An 18,538-nucleotide genomic window follows, 5' to 3' on the forward strand; every position below is an offset into this window, starting at 1 on the left:
TTTCAGGCGCCACTGGTATTGATCACGATACATCACGCGTTGATTGCCCTGTCATTGGCCGCTGCCTGCCTGCTCTGGTGGAAAGAACATCTGGATGCCGGCCGACTGGGCATTGCACTGCTGTGCTGGCTCTGGGGGCTTCAACAGGGCGTGGGGCTTTTAATGAAGCTCCATCACTGGCCCGGTTTGAAACATTTTTCGAGCCTTGATGAGAATGAATCTGCTACCAGACTTTCCGGGGTTGCTTACCGTTATAGCTACGAGGTGCAGCAGTATTGCTATCCGAGCGGCGCAGCTACCCCCGCACTGGGGCTGACACAGCAGTCCTGTCAACTGAGCAGCACGGCCTTTGATGCCATGGTGCATCCCGATGACCGTGAAGCGCTCAAGCGCGCCCGATGCCTCGCTCTGCGCCAGGGGTACTTCGAACATATCTATCGCCTGATTCACGGCGCATCCGAACAAAAGGTGCTGGATCGAGGGATTATCCTGCACCGCGACGGGGTGGCCGAGTGTCATGGTCTTTTGATGGATATCAGTCAGCTTGAAAAAGCCGGCACGGCTTCGCCAGATGACGCCAGGGCGTTGAAAGCCGCGGCGCCAGAACGATCGCAGGAGGATGTAGGCACTGGTAGCGGGTCTGCTGCGTCTGAAGATGTGCCACACACAGCGTCCTTTTGTACTTTCGAGGCATTACAGCAGGCGATGACCGACAATCAGCTGCGCCTGGCCTGGCAGCCTCAGGTCCATGCTCATGATCATCGTCTTGCCGGTTTTGAAGTGCTGCTGAGATGGCAGCACCCTGATCATGGTGATATTTCCCCGGCGACCTTTATTCCCGTGGCCGAATCGACAGGGCTCATGCCCTCGCTGGGTAGCTGGGTCATTGAGGCGGCCTGCCAGCAGATTTGTTGCTGGCGCAAGCAGGGTTATCGTGTGCCGATGGTGGCCATCAATGTGTCCGTTTTGCAGCTGGACCGGACATTGCTGGCCCATGTTTCTCATGTGCTGACGCAATACCGGCTAAAGGGTGACTGTCTGGAATTTGAAATCACCGAAAGTCGACTGATGCAGAACCTTGATGAGTGCATGCACGTCATTTCAGCGCTGCGTCGGCAGGGCATCAGAATCTCGCTGGATGATTTTGGTACCGGCTATTCGTCACTGGACAAGCTGGCGCTTTTGCCACTGGATCGGCTCAAGCTGGACAAGAGCTTTGTCAATGCTCTGACCAGTGCCGGTTACGGCTATCACGTGATCGAGGCCGTCGTGCGCCTGGCGCATTCGCTACGGCTCATGGTTGTGGCAGAAGGAGTGGAAACGCGAGCGCAGCTGCATCTGCTCAACGAACTGGGGTGCGAGATACTGCAGGGGTACCTGTTTGGCGCAGGCGTCGGGGCCGATACGGCCGTCAGATATTTAAGACAGGATCAGACCTTTGAGAAAATTATTCCGGCTGCGCCAGATGCGTGCTTAAAAGCTGCCATTGATCGTCCCAGTATGTCTGGGGAGAATGACGAAAGCCGCTTCTGACGTACTGATTGACGCGCCCTTCGGCGGTGGCCATGAGGAGATTGGCCAAAGCCGACACACCGATCACGGGGCGATAGCCCTGTTCGATTTCACCCGTTCGCAGGACCTGTTTGAGCTGTGTTTCAAGGCGCTCGTAAAGCTGGGTCATGCGTGTCTGAAGGCGTTCATGTTCACCGGTCAGCGCCTCACCGGTCATGATGCGACAAAGCCCCGGATTTTTTTCGGCAAAGACCAGCAGCAGGGTCAGAATGCGCTGACAGCGTGTGCTGACATCGCCGGGTTCGTTGATGATCAGCGTGACGCGCTCGAAAAGCGTCTGTTCGATATACTCGATCAGCGCCTCATACATGCGTGCCTTGCTGGGAAAATGTCGATAAAGGGCGGCTTCCGATACCCCTACCTCACGTGCCAGCGCGGCGGTCGTGATGCGCTGACCACGCCCCTGTTCCAGCATTAATGCCAGCGCCTGAAGAATCTGGTCGCGGCGCGAGCGCTTTTGTTCCCTGGTCATGGCCATCTTTTTTGATCTGCCTGCCGGGGTGCCAGGGCGGCCTCTGGCACCCATGAATGAATGCGCACCCATGGCGCGCCGGGTCAATGCTCCGGCGTGCTCGCCTGATCGGTAATCAGCGTGCCTACACCCGAGCGGGTAAAGATTTCCAGCAAAATGGCGTGTTCCACGCGGCCATCCACGATGACCGAGCTGTTAACGCCGTTTTTGACGGCTTCGAGCGCACAGCGAATCTTGGGCAGCATGCCACCATAAATGACGCCTTCCTCGATGAGCTGGTCGACCTGCTCGGTGGTCAGCCCCGTCATGACTTCGCCCTGCTGGTTCATGAGCCCGGCCACATTGGTCAATAGCATAAGCTTTTCAGCATTGAGAGCCTCGGCCACGCGCCCGGCCACCAGGTCAGCGTTGATATTGTAGGAGTGCCCCTGGGCGTCCACGCCGATGGGGGCAATGACCGGGATATAGTCGGCTTCCGAAAGCATTTCGATCAGATCGGTCGAGATATGCTCGACTTCCCCGACATGACCGATGTCGATGATCTCGGAGGCCGTCATGTCAGCGCGCTTGCGCTGTACGGAGAGCTTGCGGGCGCGAATCTGGGCATTGTCCTTGCCGGTCAGCCCGATCGCCTTGCCGCCGGCGCCATTGATCAGATTCACGATGCTCTTGTTGACCAGTCCGCCGAGTACCATCTCGACCACGTCCATGGTTTCGGCGTCGGTCACCCGCATGCCGTCCACAAAGCGGGATTCGATATTGAGCCGCTCCAGCAGCTGGCCGATCTGCGGGCCACCGCCATGCACCACGATCGGGTTGAGCCCCACTTCCTTGAGCAGCACCACATCGCGGGCGAAGGAGTGAATCAGATTGTCCTCGGTCATGGCGTTGCCGCCATACTTGATCACCACGGTCTTGCCGGAAAAGCGCTGAATGTAGGGCAGCGCCTCGGACAGAATTTCGACGACCTGGCGCGGATTGTATTCGCTGTCATGCATGTGGCAACACGCTCCTGTAGGAAAGGGGAATGGGCCCGGACGTGCCCGGGCATTCACAAGTCATAAATGCCGTGATGACCGCCCCGGGCCGGCGAGATATCCGCCGGGTCGAGGCCGATCGCAGGGCTAGAAGGTCGGGGTAATGTCCGGGGCCACAGCCAGCAGCGCCTGACGAAAACGGTCCTGAATACGCTCAAGGGCCTCCTCGGACTTGCCTTCAAAGCGAAATACCAGCATGGGCGTGGTATTGGAGGCGCGACACAGTCCCCAGCTATCCGGATAGTCCACGCGAATGCCGTCAAGAGTCGTTCGGGTGGCCTGCGCGCCAAAGTCGGTCTCGGTAATGAAGCATTCGACGATGTCGAACTTGTTGTCGTCGGTCACCGGCACATTGATTTCGGCAGTACTCGCATCCTGGGGGAAGCGGCTGAAGTACTGATCGGCATCACCCGACTGACGTGAGAGGATTTCAAGCAATCGTGCGGCCGAGTAAATGCCATCATCAAAACCGTACCAGCGCTCCTGGAAGAAGATGTGACCGCTCATCTCGCCGGCCAGCGCGGCACCGGTCTCCTTCATGCGTGCCTTGATCAGCGAATGACCGGTGTACCACATCTCGGGGGTGCCGCCGGCCTCCTCGATGATCGATACCAGGTTACCGGTGCTCTTGATATCGAAAATGATGCGCGCCCCGGGCTGGCGTTCGAGCAGATCACAGGCAAAGGCCATCAGGAGGCGATCGGGATAGATAATCTCGCCGCTGGGCGTCACCACACCTACCCGGTCACCGTCGCCGTCAAAGGCCAGCCCGATGTCGGCGCCGGTCTCTCTGACCTTGTCGATCAGATCCTTGAGGTTTTCAAACTTGCCGGGGTCTGGATGGTGGTTGGGGAAGCGCCCGTCGATCTCTTCAAACAGCGGCGTCACGTCGGCCCCCAGGCGCCGGATCAGTTCCGGACCCAGCTCGCCGGTGACACCATTGCCGCAGTCCACCACGACACGCAGCGGCCGCTCCAGGGTGACATCGTCAAGAATACGGGTCAGATAGCTCTCGCGAAGATCATGCTGACGACAGCTGCCTTCCCCGGAGGACAGATCATCCTGCTCGATACGCCGATAAAGGCCTGTGATGTCATCCCGCGACAGGGCGTGGCCGCCCAGCACGATCTTGAAACCGTTGTAGTTCGATGGGTTGTGGCTGCCGGTCACGGCCACGCCCGAGGTAATGCCTTCCAGCACATGAGTGGCAAAGTAGAGCACCGGCGTGGGTACCATGCCGATATCCACCACGTCACAGCCGGCCGCGCAAAGCCCCTCGATCAGGGCGGCCGATAGCATCGGGCCCGAGAGTCGGCCGTCACGACCGACGGCCACGCCCCTTTCACCGCGGGCAAGCGCCTCGCTGCCGATGGCCTGGCCAATCAGGCGCGCGGTGTCGGGCGTGAGCTGTTCGTCGACCACGCCGCGAATGTCGTAGGCACGAAAGATGGAGGCACTTACCTGTGTCATGGGAATGTTCCTGTCATGTAAGCCAGCGTCAGTGTCGCCCCGAATGGCCAAAGCCGCCGGCGCCACGAATCCCGGTGTCGTCGTCACCGGGCGTGAAGTCGTCCACGACCTCCAGTTCGGCCTGGATAACCGGCACCAGCACGTACTGGGCGATGCGCTCGAACGGCTCGAGCGTGACGTGTTCCTGACCACGGTTCCAGACCGAGATCATGAGCTCGCCCTGATAGTCGGCATCGATCAGCCCGACCAGGTTGCCCAGCACGATGCCGCGCTTGTGACCCAGCCCCGAGCGGGGCAGGATCATGCCGGCCCACGCCGGATTGGCAATATGGACGGCCAGACCGGTGCGTACCAGTTCGCAGTCGCCGGGCGCCAGCGTCAGCGGGGCGTCCAGCAGGGCACGCAGATCCATGCCGGCACTGCCGCGCGTGGCGTAATGGGGCAGGGGGTATTCGCGTACCCGATCATCAAGAATCCTGACCTGCAGGCGCGGCCGGTCGGAAGAAGCAGTCATGAGGAAGCAGAGCTCCGCGTTGGTTGATGCCCATGGTAAAGGGGCAGCATGTAATCAAGAATAGCGCGCGCCAGATCCTGCTTGGGGCGCGGTGACAGCGTATGCGACATCACCGGATCATCCGGTCCGCTGGCGGCGAGATGATACAGCACGGCGGCATTGTCATCGGCCCCAAAGCCCAGTCCTGGTGCTGCCACATCATTGGCCACGATCAGATCCAGGCGCTTGCGCACGAGCTTGTCATGGGCATGGCGCGCCAGTTCCCGGGTTTCGGCGGCAAAGCCTATCGTAAAGGGCGCATGCTCGCTGGCGGTGACGGTGGCGATGATATCGGGGTTTTCGGTCAGGTTCAGTGTCAGGGAGGTGGTGCCGGGTACTTTCTTGAGCTTGTGCTCGGCGACATCCAGCAGGCGGTAATCGGCGACCGCCGCACAGCCGATGAAAATATCGCAGGTTGATAGTGCAGCGTTCACGGCCGCCAGCATGTCCATGGCGCTGATCACATCCACACGCGTAATACCTTCAGGCGTGGGCAGCGACACCGGCCCGGCAATCAGGGTTACCCGTGCTCCCAACGTGCGGGCGGCCTCGGCCAAGGCAAAGCCCATCTTTCCCGAGCTGTGGTTGGAGAGATAGCGCACCGGATCGATGGCTTCGCGGGTGGGGCCGGCCGTGATCACGACATGGCGTCCGGCAAGCGCGCCGGTATCTGCTTCGTTGCTGGCCGCCATGAAGGCATCAGGCGCCGGGGCGCAATCGTCGTGCTTGGGCGTGACATCCAGCGGCAGCGCGCCAGAAGAGGGCGCCTTTCCCGACAGCGTCTCCTCCAGTGTGGCAACAATGGCTTCCGGCTCCAGCATGCGACCGCCGCCGACATCGCCACAGGCCTGCTCGCCGGCATCAGGGCCGAGCTGTTGCCAGCCCATCTCCGTGAGCATGGCAGCATTGCGCTGACTGGCGGGATGCGACCACATGGCTTGGTTCATGGCAGGTGCCAGTAAACAGCGCGCCCGGGTGGCCAGGCACAGGGTGGTGAGCAGATCATCGGCCATGCCGGCGGCCAGGCGTGCCATCACATCGGCGGTGGCCGGCGCAATCAGCACGATGTCGGCCCATTTGGCCAGCTCGATATGGCCCATGCCGGCCTCGGCCTGCGGGTCCAGCAGTGAGGTGCGGACCTCCTCGCCGGTCAGGGCCTGCAGGGTCAGCGGCGTGATAAAGGCCTGAGCGCCCTCGGTCATGACCACGCGAACCTCGGCACCGGCCTTTTTCAAAAGGCGCGCCAGCACCGCACTCTTGTAGGCCGCGATGCCGGCACTGATTCCCAGAACAATGCGTTGACCAGCCAGTCGTGACATCCAGGGCTCCATGGGCATAACGGTAATCAAGGGGGTGCTACCTTACCACTGCGTGCCTGACGTGCGTAGCATCAGGCCGGCCCGTAACAACCACAATGAATGCTTGAGAAGGACACTGCCATGCCCTTGAGACATACCCTTGCACTTTCTTCCCTGTACCAGCGCCGTCTGGTCCCGGCGCTTTCGGCATTCGCCATCGGTGTCGCCCTGAGCGGCTGCGCCAGCCAGGCACAACCGACATCTTCGACCTACAGCAGTGCTGATCTCAACGAGCAGCTTGTCATGGCCACGGTCTGGATGCAGAGCGCTGCCGAATACCGGGCACTCTCATTCCAGGCGTTCAACGTGGCTCGCTTGCGCCTTGATCAGGCGCTTGAAGAACATAAGTCAGGTGATCGGCCGCTGGCGGTGATCGTCGACTGCGACGAGGCCGTGATCGACAATACTGCCTTTCAGGCCTGGCTGATCGGGCGTAATGAGCAGTACTCCAGCGACAGCTGGAATGCCTGGGTCGAGGATGCTCAGGCCCGCGCGATGCCCGGCGCGGGTGAGTTTCTCGATTACGCACACTCACGTGGGGTGGAAGTCTTCTATGTCACCAACCGCAGGGCGAGTGGACTGGCCGCCACCATGAAGAATCTGAAGCAGCTTGATTTTCCGTGGGTCGATGAGGCGCACATGATGCTGCGCACTGATACGGGCGATAAACAGCCGCGCCGCGATGCAGTCATGTCCACGCATGACGTGGCGCTGTTGATCGGTGACAACCTGGCCGATTTTGACAGCCGCTATGACGCTGACGATGTGGCCACGCGCAATGCTCAGGTCATTCAGGATCGCGCACACTTTGGCGAGCGCTACATCGTGCTGCCCAACCCGACCTATGGCGGCTGGGAGGCAGCGCTTTATGATGGTAACCATTCGCTGTCACCGCGTGAGAAGGATCAGCGCCGCCGGGCAGCGTTGCGGACCTGGTCGGGGCCTGCGCAGCAGTCACCCTGATTGAGGAGAGAGGGGCACGTCATGTGCCCCTTTCTGTTTTGTGGGACGTATCAGCTCATGTACTGCGCGCCGCGGGCATTGACGAAAATCGAGTAGATGCCGTGACTGGCGGCCATGAAAAGCCGGTTGCCCTGAGGGCCGCCGAAACACAGATTGGCGCAGCGCTCCGGCAGGCTGATATGGCCGATGGCCTTGCCGTCGGGATCAAAAACGCGCACGCCATCCAGGGCTTCCGGGTCCGCCTCGGGAGAGCCCGAGCTTCCCCAGCCGCACCACAGATTGCCATGTTCGTCGCATTTGATGCCGTCGAGCCCACCAAAACCTTTCGCCTCGATATGGCGGGTGCGCTCACCCAGCGTGCCATCGTCATTGACCCGGTATGCCCAGACAAGTCGATCCGGTTTGGCGCGCCCCTCCACGACATAGAGCCGCTGTTCGTTGGGTGAGAAGCACAGCCCGTTGGGGCCGGCAATGTCATCAATGACGCGGGTGACGCCCAGCGTGTCGCCGTCGATGCGATAGACCCCGTGGGGCAGCTCGGTCTCGATTTTATGGCCTTCGTAATAGCCGCCGGCCTGAAAGGGTGGATCGGTAAACCAGATCGAGCCATCGCGCTTGACCACGATGTCGTTGGGTGAGTTGAAGCGCTTGCCCTCGAAATTGTCTGCCAGTACCGTGATCCGGCCATTGTGTTCGGTACGAGTAATGCGCCGGCCAATATCGTGCGTGGTGGAGCCTTCACATACGATCAGACGGCCCTGACGATCGCGCGTCATGCCGTTGGAGAAGTTGGCATTCTCTCGATAGACGCCCAGCGACTGGCTGATCTCGTCCCAGCGCACAATGCGGTTGTTGGGAATGTCGCTGACCAGCAGATAGTTGCCATCGCCAATCCAGACAGGCCCCTCAGCCCAGCGCAGACCGTCGGCGAGCTTTTCAACGCTGGCATTGAAAATGCGCAGATCCAGAAAGCGCTCATCCAGAATCTGCACGGCGGGGTCCGGGTAGCGCTGGTTGAGCGGCTGCGCACTGACAGGGCGCGCGAGCGATACGCCGGCGACCATGGCAGCGCTGCAGGCCAGTGACTGTTTGAGAAACGCACGGCGCAGGCCGCTATCACAATGATGTGGTGTGTCCATCGGCATCCCTTTCTGTTTGTTAGCGCTAACATGAACTCGTACTTACGCTAGGGGATGCCGGGTCGTTTGGGTATCCGCCAATATGCCAGGAAGCGAGATCCCTTATCAGCATTGCCGGGCGGGTGCGCCCGGCAGTGTTGTGGAGTGTCTCAGTCGAGGGTGATAACGACCTTGCCCAGATGCTGCTGGCTTTCAAGGTGTTCAAACGCAGCACGAGCCTCATTGAAGCCGAAGGTGCGATCGATAACGGGCTTGATGCGGTGATGAGCAATGGCGCGGTTCATCTGCTCGAACATCTCGCGTGAGCCCACAAAGATGCCCCGCATCAGGACGCTTTTGCGCATGATGTCGGTCGGGTTGATCTCGCCTCCGGTCAGCACGCCGATCAGGTTGACCTGGCCGCCGAGACGGGCGGATTCAATCGAGCGCGGCAGGGTGCCGGCGCCGCCCACTTCCACCACATGGTCCACACCACGCCCGTCGGTCAGACGCTGAACTTCTTCCTGCCACTCGGGCGTCTGGCGGTAGTTGATGGTGTCATCAGCGCCCAGCTCGCGCACGCGGGCGAGCTTGTCATCGCTGGAGGAGGTCTGGATGGCACGGGCGCCGGCGGCGCGGGCAAACTGCAGACCGAACATGGAGACACCGCCGGTACCCAGCAGCAGTACGCTGTCGCCGGCCTTGAGCGGCGACTTTCCCGCATACAGGGCATTCCAGGCGGTGACGGCGGCGCAGGGCAGGGTTGCGCCTTCCTCAAAGGAAAGGTGCTCGGGCAGTGTGACCAGTCCCTGCTGGTCGAACAGCACGTACTCGCTGAGCACGCCGTCCACGGCGCCGCCCAGCGCCGAGCCCGGGTGGCTGTCGTTGACCTCACCACCCAGCCAGTTCTGCATGAAGATGCCGGCCACACGGTCACCGACTCCAAAGCGGGTCACGTCCTCACCGATCTCGACCACCTCACCGGCGCCGTCAGACAGCGGGACGCGATCCTGGGCAACGCCGCCGCGGCCATACCTGCCGGTGACGATCATCAGATCACGGTAGTTGAGTGACGCCGCACGCATGCGCACCAGCACCTGGCCACGCGCCGGGCGAGGTGTGTCGCGCTCGGCGAGGGTTAGATCACTGATGGCGCCGGTCTTGGGTAGCGTATAAAGCCGCATCATGAGTCTCCTTAAAATTAACCGGGTAATAGATCAAGCGTAGCGGGTGCAGGGGTGGGGCAAAAGTCGCGTATGGTTTCAGTTTCGGGGGCAAACGCCGTTAACCCTTTATCAGGATATGCTGTTAAAGGAGGGGTGGTGAGTATCAGTCACTGGCCGGAAGGCGAGCGGCCGCGGGAAAAGCTGATCAATCTGGGCGCGCAGGCGCTGTCGGATGCCGAGCTTCTGGCGATCTTTTTACGGGTGGGCGTCAAGGGGCGTTCGGCGGTGGATCTGGCGCGTGATCTTTTAAGCGAATTCGGCGGGCTGCGGCCCTTGCTGGAAGCCGATCGTGGCACGTTTTGTCAGGCGCACGGGCTGGGCGATGCCAAGTACGTGCAGCTGCAGGCGGCGCTCGAGCTGTCGCGTCGGCACCTGGAAACGCTTCTGATGCGCGGCGACGCGCTCAATTCCCCCACCATGGTGCGACGCTTTTTAAGCGCCCATCTGCGCGATCTGGGCCATGAGGTATTCGCGGCCCTGTTTCTGGACAGTCAGCATCGGGTACTGCGCTTTGAAAAGCTCTTTACCGGCACGCTGGATGCCGCCGCCGTCTATCCGCGCGAAGTGGCCCGGCGGGCATTGGCGCTCAATGCCGGCGCCGTGATCTTTGCTCATAATCATCCTTCCGGTGTGGCCGAACCCAGCGATGCCGATCGTCACATCACCACACGGCTGGTCGAGGCACTGGGGCTTTTCGACATTCGAGTGCTGGATCATTTTGTAGTCGGCGATGGCGACGTCGCCTCCTTTGCCGAGCGAGGCTGGCTGTAGGGCTAATAATACCGGCGCACAGGCAATTATCTTCCAGTGTGCTTGCCGATCAGGGGGCGCTCTGGTATAAAGTACGCCCTTTGACTTTCTGCGGGTTATGAACAGGGGGCAGGGAGGCGTATCGCCTGCCACTTCTCACCGGTTTGCCCGATACTTAATAGACACTCATGTGGGGCCCATTGGGCTCACGGCTGGAGGCTTCCATGTCACAAGTCTGTCAGGTTACCGGCAAGCGTCCGGTGACTGGTAACAACGTTTCCCACTCTCAGCGCAAGACGCGTCGTCGTTTCGTTCCCAACCTGCATACGCATCGTTTCTGGGTCGAATCCGAGAAGCGCTTTGTCAGGCTGCGCCTGTCCTCCAAGGGCATGCGCATCATCGACAAGAAGGGCATCGAAGTGGTCCTCAAGGACCTGCGTGCCAATGGGCTGAGCGTCTGAGACGACGATCGTTTCATGATCACACCTCAAGCGCCCGGCGCGCTTGAATGCGGAGAGCAGTAACATGCGTGACAAGATCAAGCTGGTTTCAAGCGCGGGTACCGGTCATTTCTATACGACCGACAAGAACAAGCGCAACACACCTGACAAGTTTGAGTTCAAGAAGTACGATCCCGTCGTACGCAAGCATGTCATCTATCGTGAAGCCAAGATCAAGTAATTGATCCTGACTTGACGTGCCACCCGACAGGGTGGCCTGAAAGGACCCGGTCATGGCCGGGTCTTTTTGTATCTGATGGTTGGCCATGAGGCCTCTATCCTCTGCGCCGCGACCTCCTGATCAACGCCACTACGCCGGATTTCCATGCCCGAGCTGCCTGAAGTCGAAACGACCCGCCGCGGTATTGCGCCGTGGGTAGCGGGTTTTGAAGTCAATGAAGTCATTGTTCGTCATCATCGTCTGCGCATTCCCGTACCCGGCCATCTGCCCGAGCGCCTGACCGGTGAGCGCATTGGCGAGATTGCCCGACGGGCCAAGTATCTGCTGCTGCCGGTGGCCGGTGGCCATCTGCTATGGCATCTGGGCATGTCGGGCAGTCTGCGCCTGGTCGAGATCGGCACCGAGCCACGCAAGCATGACCATATCGATCTGGTCATGAGTTCCGATCTGGTGCTGCGTTATCACGATCCGCGTCGCTTCGGACTGGTGGATTTCATCGAAGGTGATCCGCTCGATGATCGGCGCCTGGCAAGTCTTGGACCCGAGCCGCTCAGTGATGACTTCAGTGGCGCTCATCTGTATCAGCGCTCGCGCGGCAAGCGTGTGGCGGTCAAGAACTTCATCATGGACAGCGCCGTCGTGGTGGGCGTGGGCAACATCTATGCCGCCGAGGCGCTGTTCATGGCCGGCATCGATCCACGCGTCGAGGCCGGCAAGGTGTCCCGCGCGCGCTATCAGCGCCTGGCGGAGGCCATCAAGCAGGTGCTGGCCGCTTCAATCGAACAGGGCGGGACCACGCTGCGTGATTTTGTCAGTGGCCGTGGCGAGCCCGGCTACTTTGTTCAGCGACTCAACGTCTACGGCCGTGGCGGTGAGCCGTGCCGCAACTGTGGCCATGAGCTTCGTTCAATGACCATCGGCCAGCGCGCCAGCGTGTTCTGCCCGCACTGTCAGCGTTAGTTACCCTGGAACACACTGCTGCGGATATGCCCAGCTGATAGAATGGCGGGCAATACGCTACTGCCCCTTTTATCACCCATTCTGGAAACTGTCGTGACCCAACGTCTTCGTCTCAAGAAAAATGCCGATCGCCGTCTCAAGGCGGGCCACCTGTGGCTCTACTCCAATGAGATCGATATTGCCGAAACGCCGCTCAAGGACTTTGAGCCAGGTGCTCAGGCCATCGTTGAGGCGGCCAACGGCCGCGCCATGGGCGTGGCCTACGTCAACCCCAATTCACTGATCTGCGGGCGCATTGTTTCGCGTGATACCGACGTGATGCTCAGTCGCTCCCTGCTGGTGCATCGCTTCAAGCAGGCGCTGTCCCTGCGTGAGCGTCTTTTTGCACGTCCGTTCTATCGTCTGGTACATGGCGAAGGGGATCTGCTGCCCGGTCTGGTGGTGGACCGCTTTGATGATGTAGTCGTGGTTCAGCTCAATACGCTGGGCATGGAGAAGGTGCGCGACGAGATCATCGATGCGCTCAACAAGGTCCTCTCGCCGCGCGTGATCGTGCTGCGCGGTGATACCGCGGGGCGTCGCCTGGAGCAGCTCGACGAGCAGGTCGAGATCGTTCAGGGCGAACTCGACGGCGCCGTGGCGCTGGAAGAAAACGGGGTGCGCTTTGAAACCGATGTCGTGGGCGGACAGAAGACCGGCTGGTTCTTTGATCACCGTGACAATCGCGCCTGGCTTAACACTCAGGTCGCTGGCAAGCGGGTGCTGGATGTGTTCAGTTATGTCGGCGGATGGGGCGTGCAGGCCGCAGCCAGCGGCGCTTCGGAAGTAGTCTGTGTGGATGCTTCCGCGCCGGCGCTTGAGCGCGTCATGAGCAATGCCGCGCTCAACGGGGTAGAAGATCGGGTTTCCACGCTGCAGGGCGATGCCTTTGAGATGCTTGCCCAGCTCAAGGCGCAGGGCGAAGTCTTTGACGTGATCGTGCTGGATCCGCCGGCATTCATTCGCAAGCGCAAGGACATCAACGCCGGCGAGCGGGCCTATGGCAAGCTCAATCGCGAAGCGATTCGCCTGCTGGGTCGCGATGGTCTGCTGATGTCGGCATCGTGCTCGATGCACCTGGCCAGCGACCGGCTGATCGATATCGTGCGCGGCTCGGCGCGTCATCAGGACCGCCATGCCCAGTTGATTTATCAGGGGCACCAGGCCGGTGATCATCCCATTCATCCGTCCATTCCCGAAACAGCCTATCTCAAGGCCATGGGCGTGCGGATCTTCCGCGACTGAGATCATGATGACGCACCGGGTCTGCGTGTTTCAGCATCCCAACAGCCTGCTGGTGGGGCATGTGCGCAACCTGCTCGAAGTGGCCGGCGTTGCCTGCGAGATTCGCAACTGGACGCTGGCCGGCGGGATGGGGGATCTGGCCCCCATCGACTGCGAGCCCCAGCTGTGGGTGACTCCGGAGGACGAGGCGCGTGCCCGCGCGATCATCGATCAGTGGCGTCAGGCACTGGAAATCGAATCGTCTCCCGGCGCGCGACTGTCACAAGGCTGGCGCTGCCAGCACTGTGGCGAGTGGCACGACGCGCACTTTGATACCTGCTGGCAGTGCGGGCTTGAGCGCCCCGATCCATAGCAGCTGTCAGCCAGGCTGTCGCCCGTGCGCGCCGCGCGCGTTACACTGTGGGCACTTCCACGCGATGATCTCATCCGCGCCGTTTTCCATTACCGAGCAGACGTTGCGTTCATGACCAGCACACGAGTACTGACCGGCATTACCACGACCGGTACCCCCCATCTGGGCAATTATGTCGGTGCCATTCGCCCCGCCATTGCCGCAAGTCAGGACGAGAGCGTTCAGTCCTACTACTTTCTGGCCGATCTGCATGCCCTGATCAAGGCAAGCGATCCCAAACGCGTGCAGCAGTCGCGTCTCGAGATTGCTGCGACCTGGCTGGCGCTGGGGCTGGATACGGACAACGCTATCTTTTATCGCCAGTCGGATATTCATGAGACCACCGAGCTTGCGTGGATGCTCTCCTGCGTCTGCGCCAAGGGACTGATGAATCGGGCGCATGCCTACAAGGCAGCGGTCGCCGAAAACGAGGAGGGGGGCAGTCCGGATCCCGATCGTGGCATCACCATGGGGCTTTTCAGCTATCCGGTGCTGATGGCGGCCGACATCCTGATGTTCAACGCCAATCGTGTGCCGGTCGGGCGCGATCAGGTACAGCACATCGAGATGGCCCGCGACATGGCCGGGCGCTTCAATCACCTCTACAAGGGCAACTATTTTACGCTGCCCGAGGCGGTCGTGGATGAGCGCGTGCAGACCCTTAACGGGCTGGATGGACGCAAGATGTCCAAGAGTTACGACAATACCATTCCGTTGTTCTCCTCCGAGAAGAAGCTCCTGAAGCTGATTCGCAAGATCAAGACCAACTCGCTGGAGCCGGGCAAACCAAAGGACCCCGAGACCTGCACGCTGTTTCAGATCTACTCGGCCTTTGCCAGTGAAAGCGAGGAGCAGGCCATGCGTACGCGCTATGCCGAGGGGATCGGCTGGGGCGATGCCAAAAATGCGGTGTTTGAGCACCTCAATGCGCAGCTCGAGGGGCCGCGCGGTGAGTATGAACGGCTCATGCAGGACCCGGATCACATCGAATCGGTACTGCAGAAGGGGGCCGAGCGCGCCCGCGCCGAGGCCAATACGCTGCTGGAGCGTCTGCGACCGGCCGTGGGACTGGGGCGATTCGTCTGATCAGTGCCTGATCGTGCCGGATATTAAAAGGGCCGCCTTCTCATGAAGGCGGCCCTTTTGTTGCCAGGCGTTGCCTGATCAGGACGTGGCGTCAAGCGCCGCTTCGAGTCCAGGCGTGTACTCGGCGCCATGCGGTACGGTCACGGTAGATGGCGTCAGCGCCTCACCAATCGGCTCGAATCGCCCGCCCAGTGCCTCGGCAAGAAACGCCTCGGTGATAGCGTTAAAGGCAATGTTATTGGCCGGACGGGCAAAGCCGTGGCCCTCATCGGGAAAGAGCACATAGGTAACGGGAATCGATTTCTCGCGCATGGCCTCCACGATCTGGTCGCTTTCGGCCTGTTTGACGCGCGGGTCGTTGGCGCCCTGACCGATCAGCAGCGGTCGCTGAATGCGATCGGCATGAGTCAGCGGCGAGCGCGCCTTCAGCCATTCACGGCCTTCCTCGGTATTTGGGTCGGCCATGCGACGATACATCTGCTGACGACCGGCTTCCCAGTAGGGCGGAATGCTGTCCAGCAGCGTGGTCAGGTTCGAAGGGCCGACAATATCCACGCCGCAGGCAAACACCTCGGGCGTCATGGTAAGACCGGCAAGCGTGGCATAGCCGCCGTAGGAGCCACCCATGATGGCGACCCTTTTGGGGTCGGCAATGCCCTGGTCGATGGCCCAGTTGACGGCATCGATCAGATCATCATGCATGGTGGTGCCCCACTCGCCATCGCCGGCGGCGGTGAAGGACTTGCCAAAGCCGGTCGAGCCACGGTAATTGACGGAGAGCACTGCGTAACCGCGGTTGGCCAGCCACTGGTGATAGCTGTTGCTGCCGTAGCTGTCGCGCGCCCACGGGCCGCCATGGACCAGCAGTACCATGGGCAGCGGTGCAGCAGGTCTGGTAAAGCCGCTGGCATCGCTGCCGTTGGGCAGGGTCAGGTAGGAGATCAGCGTCAGGCCGTCGCGTGAGGTGAGCTCCAGCGGCGTCATGCCGGTCAGCGGTGCCCCTTCAAGTTCCGGGCGGCTGACAAACAGCGAGGTCAGCGTGCGCGTGTCGCGATCAAACAGCCATGTCTCGGCCGGCGCGGTGACCGGGTCGTTGACCACGATCCAGCGCCGGTCATTATCGGTACGCGAGGTGACGTTGACATCACCCTTGAGCCTGTCGTCGAGAAAGGCAAGTTCCTCACCGATGGCTGGATCGATGGCGGTCCATTCGGTGCGCAGGTAGTCCACTGCCCAGGCCTGGATATCGTGGTTTTCCCGGTCGGCCATGATGCCGGTAATATCGGCTTTTGGTGACTGGGCGATCACGCGTGATTCGCCGCTTTCCCAGTCCTGTGCGGTGAGCGCCGCCGTATCGCGACCACGGCTGTCGATCCAGTACATGGTACGTCCGTCGCGGGTAAAGCCGGCCGGTCCGGTATTGGCGCTGTCCTCAAAACTGATGGAGGTGAACGGCTCGCTTTCGACCGTCAGATCATTGACGCGAAAGAAGTCTTCTCCGCCGTCGGCACGCGGTTTCTCGGCCAGACGGATCTCCAGATTCTCATCCAGCAAAAAGCCGCCATAGCCGTCGTTTTGCAGCACCAGCGACAGCTCGCCGCTGTCGAGGTTCAGCCGGTAGACGTCATGCCAGCGCGGGTCACGGTCGTTGATGCCCACCATGATGTAGTCCCGGATATGGCGACTGACGCCCAGCACCTGCACGCGTACGCCTTCCTGCGGGGTGAGGATGCGCTGCTCGCCGCTTTCAACGCTGACGCCATACAGGCGAAAGTTTTCGTCGCCCCCCTGATCGTTGACGTACAAAAGCTGCTGACTGTCGGGGGACCAGAAGTAGCTGCGGATCGGGCGGGTGTCTTCCTGTGTCAGGGTTCGTGCCTGCTCAGGCTGGTCAGCGGGGGCCACCCACAGGTTCAGCACGTCATTATGGGGCGCGATCCAGGAGAGCCACTGTCCGTCGGGGCTCAGGCGCCCCTGGACGCGACTGGGATTGCCAAACAGACGCTGCCGCTCGATAAGTGGCACATCCTCTGCACGGCCGGTGCCTGCCGAGGGGGTCTGGCTGGCTGGCACGCCAGTCAGTTCTACATTGATCCAGCGCATCATGAGCTCCTTTACCGATAGCCGGTGACCGTATCTGTCTACGGTAACATTTCGATCCCGACAGCATAACGCACCCTGGTCTCCCGGGCCTGATGAGTTCGTTAGCCAGCTTTTATTTCAGACGCTGCGTTTATGCCTATAGAATATGGATAACGAATTTTTTATTTCTGGAGTAAAGGTATGGCGCAGGTAACTGCAGCAGATCAGCATCAGCAGAGGCCTCTGCATCAATCCCCGATTGTCTGGGGCGCGGCAGCGCTTTTGCTGGTTGCAATACTGGCAGTGGGCAGTGCCATCAGCATGACACAGGGGGCGCTGATTCTGGTCGGTGGCGCGCTGGGGCTGGTGCTCTACCACGCCGCCTTCGGATTCACGTCGGCCTGGCGCGTGTTCATTATCGAACGCCGCGGCCGTGGTCTGCGCGCGCAAATGGTGTTGCTGGCCATTGCGGTACTGCTTTTCTTTCCGGCCCTGTCCGCTGGCACGTTGTTCGACCATCCGGTACGAGGATTTGTCTCGCCCATTGGCGTGTCTGTCGTGGTGGGGGCCTTCATGTTCGGGATTGGCATGCAGCTGGGGGGCGGCTGCGCGTCGGGCACGCTGTTCACGGCCGGCGGCGGCAATGCCCGCATGATGGTGACGCTGCTTTTCTTTATTGTCGGTTCGGTGCTGGCCACCATCAATTTTGACTGGTGGATGGCCCTGCCGGCCCTTGAGCCGGTATCACTGGTCGAGCTGGGGGCCGTGCCCGGTATTGCAACAAGCCTGGTGCTTTTTGCCGCCATTGCGGCGCTGACCGTACTGCTGGAGCGCCGTCGACATGGCACGCTGGAAGCCGCCGCCGTGCCCGCCGAGCGTCGTGGCTCGGCTCGCTGGCTGCGTGGCCCCTGGCCGCTGCTGTTCGGCGCCGTGGCGCTGGCGCTGCTCAATTTTGCAACGCTTGCCCTGTCCGGCAAGCCCTGGGGAATCACGTCTGCCTTTGCGCTCTGGGGCGCCAAGGGTCTGCAGGCAGCGGGTATGGATCCGGGGCAGTGGAGCTACTGGCAGCAGCCGGGCAATGCTCAGGCGCTGGGCCAGAGCATCTGGCATGACATCAATAGCGTCATGAATATCGGAATTGTGCTGGGCGCCATGCTGGCGGCCGCGCTGGCGGGAAGGTTTCGGCCGAGCCTGCGCATTCCGCTGCGTTCGCTGGCGGCCTGTGTACTCGGTGGATTGCTGCTGGGCTATGGCGCGCGCATCGCCTTTGGCTGCAACATCGGCGCCTATTTCAGCGGCATTGCCTCCGGCAGCCTGCATGGCTGGTTATGGATGATCTTTGCCTTTGCCGGCAACATGGTCGGTGTGAAGCTTCGTCCCTTCTTTTTCAATCAGCCCGCACGTCCGGCCGTCAGCGGCTGTTGATCCTGTCATATTGCGTAAAATGAGAGTCCCGGAGATGCCGAATGGCGTCTCCGGGGCCCTGCCCGGTTTCTCCAGGAGACATTCCGGTAAATTTTTCATTCTGTTCCAGA

Annotated in this window: 18 protein-coding genes; 10 read left to right on the top strand and 8 right to left on the bottom strand. The window is 61.0% G+C overall.

Translation table 11 applies throughout. The features are described from left to right. The first annotated feature begins 18 nt into the window (after positions 1-18). Positions 19-1,533: a sensor domain-containing protein gene (locus tag IE123_RS11240; protein ID WP_189518250.1), complete on the top strand. Its 1,515-nt coding sequence runs from the start codon at positions 19-21 to the stop codon at positions 1,531-1,533. On the opposite strand, the gene slmA is transcribed toward IE123_RS11240, so the two are convergent. The 5 genes from slmA to IE123_RS11265 all read right to left on the bottom strand — a co-directional run bounded on the left by slmA (position 1,448) and on the right by IE123_RS11265 (position 6,423). Beyond that, a complete protein-coding gene (gene slmA, locus IE123_RS11245; RefSeq protein WP_189518252.1) occupies positions 1,448-2,044 on the bottom strand; it encodes a nucleoid occlusion factor SlmA in 597 nt (198 codons plus the stop codon). The genes IE123_RS11240 and slmA overlap by 86 nt on opposite strands. A gap of 83 nt (positions 2,045-2,127) precedes the next feature. Beyond that, complete coding sequence (gene argB, locus IE123_RS11250; protein WP_189518254.1) at positions 2,128-3,042, bottom strand: acetylglutamate kinase; 915 nt, start codon at positions 3,040-3,042, stop codon at positions 2,128-2,130. Positions 3,043-3,168: 126 nt separating this feature from the next. Further along, positions 3,169-4,551, bottom strand: coding sequence for a phosphomannomutase/phosphoglucomutase (locus IE123_RS11255; RefSeq protein WP_189518256.1), 1,383 nt, complete (start codon positions 4,549-4,551; stop codon positions 3,169-3,171). A 28-nt stretch (positions 4,552-4,579) separates the two neighbouring features. After that, a complete protein-coding gene (gene dut, locus IE123_RS11260) occupies positions 4,580-5,065 on the bottom strand; it encodes a dUTP diphosphatase (RefSeq protein ID WP_189518258.1) in 486 nt (161 codons plus the stop codon). After that, complete coding sequence (locus IE123_RS11265; RefSeq protein WP_189518260.1) at positions 5,062-6,423, bottom strand: bifunctional phosphopantothenoylcysteine decarboxylase/phosphopantothenate synthase; 1,362 nt, start codon at positions 6,421-6,423, stop codon at positions 5,062-5,064. Before IE123_RS11265 ends, dut begins: the two co-directional genes overlap by 4 nt. Positions 6,424-6,543: 120 nt before the next feature. Here IE123_RS11265 and IE123_RS11270 point away from each other — a divergent pair, with 120 nt between their 5' ends. Next, complete coding sequence (locus IE123_RS11270) at positions 6,544-7,425, top strand: 5'-nucleotidase, lipoprotein e(P4) family (protein ID WP_189518262.1); 882 nt, start codon at positions 6,544-6,546, stop codon at positions 7,423-7,425. A 50-nt stretch (positions 7,426-7,475) separates the two neighbouring features. Here the strand turns inward: IE123_RS11270 and IE123_RS11275 are convergent, their stop codons facing one another. Beyond that, complete coding sequence (locus IE123_RS11275; RefSeq protein ID WP_189518264.1) at positions 7,476-8,564, bottom strand: SMP-30/gluconolactonase/LRE family protein; 1,089 nt, start codon at positions 8,562-8,564, stop codon at positions 7,476-7,478. A 149-nt stretch (positions 8,565-8,713) separates the two neighbouring features. Beyond that, positions 8,714-9,730: a zinc-dependent alcohol dehydrogenase family protein gene (locus tag IE123_RS11280; protein ID WP_229819719.1), complete on the bottom strand. Its 1,017-nt coding sequence runs from the start codon at positions 9,728-9,730 to the stop codon at positions 8,714-8,716. A gap of 135 nt (positions 9,731-9,865) precedes the next feature. Here IE123_RS11280 and radC point away from each other — a divergent pair, with 135 nt between their 5' ends. From radC to trpS, 7 genes are all read left to right on the top strand, one after another. Further along, entirely contained in the window at positions 9,866-10,540 is a 675-nt protein-coding gene (gene radC / locus IE123_RS11285; protein WP_189518266.1) for a RadC family protein, read from the top strand. Positions 10,541-10,743: 203 nt separating this feature from the next. Beyond that, entirely contained in the window at positions 10,744-10,980 is a 237-nt protein-coding gene (gene rpmB, locus IE123_RS11290) for a 50S ribosomal protein L28 (protein ID WP_086620665.1), read from the top strand. 64 nt (positions 10,981-11,044) lie between these two features. Then, the gene (rpmG, locus tag IE123_RS11295; RefSeq protein ID WP_189518268.1) at positions 11,045-11,200 is read left to right on the top strand and encodes a 50S ribosomal protein L33; all 156 of its coding nucleotides are present in this window, start codon (positions 11,045-11,047) and stop codon (positions 11,198-11,200) included. Between the two features lie 144 nt (positions 11,201-11,344). Further along, positions 11,345-12,160: a bifunctional DNA-formamidopyrimidine glycosylase/DNA-(apurinic or apyrimidinic site) lyase gene (gene mutM, locus IE123_RS11300; protein WP_189518270.1), complete on the top strand. Its 816-nt coding sequence runs from the start codon at positions 11,345-11,347 to the stop codon at positions 12,158-12,160. A gap of 93 nt (positions 12,161-12,253) precedes the next feature. Then, positions 12,254-13,444, top strand: coding sequence for a class I SAM-dependent rRNA methyltransferase (locus IE123_RS11305; protein WP_189518272.1), 1,191 nt, complete (start codon positions 12,254-12,256; stop codon positions 13,442-13,444). A 4-nt stretch (positions 13,445-13,448) separates the two neighbouring features. Beyond that, complete coding sequence (locus IE123_RS11310) at positions 13,449-13,796, top strand: putative signal transducing protein (RefSeq protein WP_229819720.1); 348 nt, start codon at positions 13,449-13,451, stop codon at positions 13,794-13,796. A gap of 111 nt (positions 13,797-13,907) precedes the next feature. Beyond that, on the top strand, positions 13,908-14,921 hold the full coding sequence (gene trpS / locus IE123_RS11315) for a tryptophan--tRNA ligase (protein WP_189518274.1): 1,014 nt from the start codon (positions 13,908-13,910) through the stop codon (positions 14,919-14,921). Positions 14,922-14,999: 78 nt separating this feature from the next. Here trpS and IE123_RS11320 read toward each other — a convergent pair whose 3' ends face one another. Continuing rightward, the gene (locus IE123_RS11320) at positions 15,000-17,024 is read right to left on the bottom strand and encodes a S9 family peptidase (protein ID WP_189518277.1); all 2,025 of its coding nucleotides are present in this window, start codon (positions 17,022-17,024) and stop codon (positions 15,000-15,002) included. A gap of 180 nt (positions 17,025-17,204) precedes the next feature. On the opposite strand from IE123_RS11320, the gene IE123_RS11325 reads away from it, so the two are divergent. Then, positions 17,205-18,428: a YeeE/YedE family protein gene (locus IE123_RS11325; protein WP_189518279.1), complete on the top strand. Its 1,224-nt coding sequence runs from the start codon at positions 17,205-17,207 to the stop codon at positions 18,426-18,428. Positions 18,429-18,538 lie beyond the last annotated feature (110 nt).

The organism is Kushneria pakistanensis (assembly GCF_014652795.1).
Lineage (GTDB): Bacteria > Pseudomonadota > Gammaproteobacteria > Pseudomonadales > Halomonadaceae > Kushneria > Kushneria pakistanensis.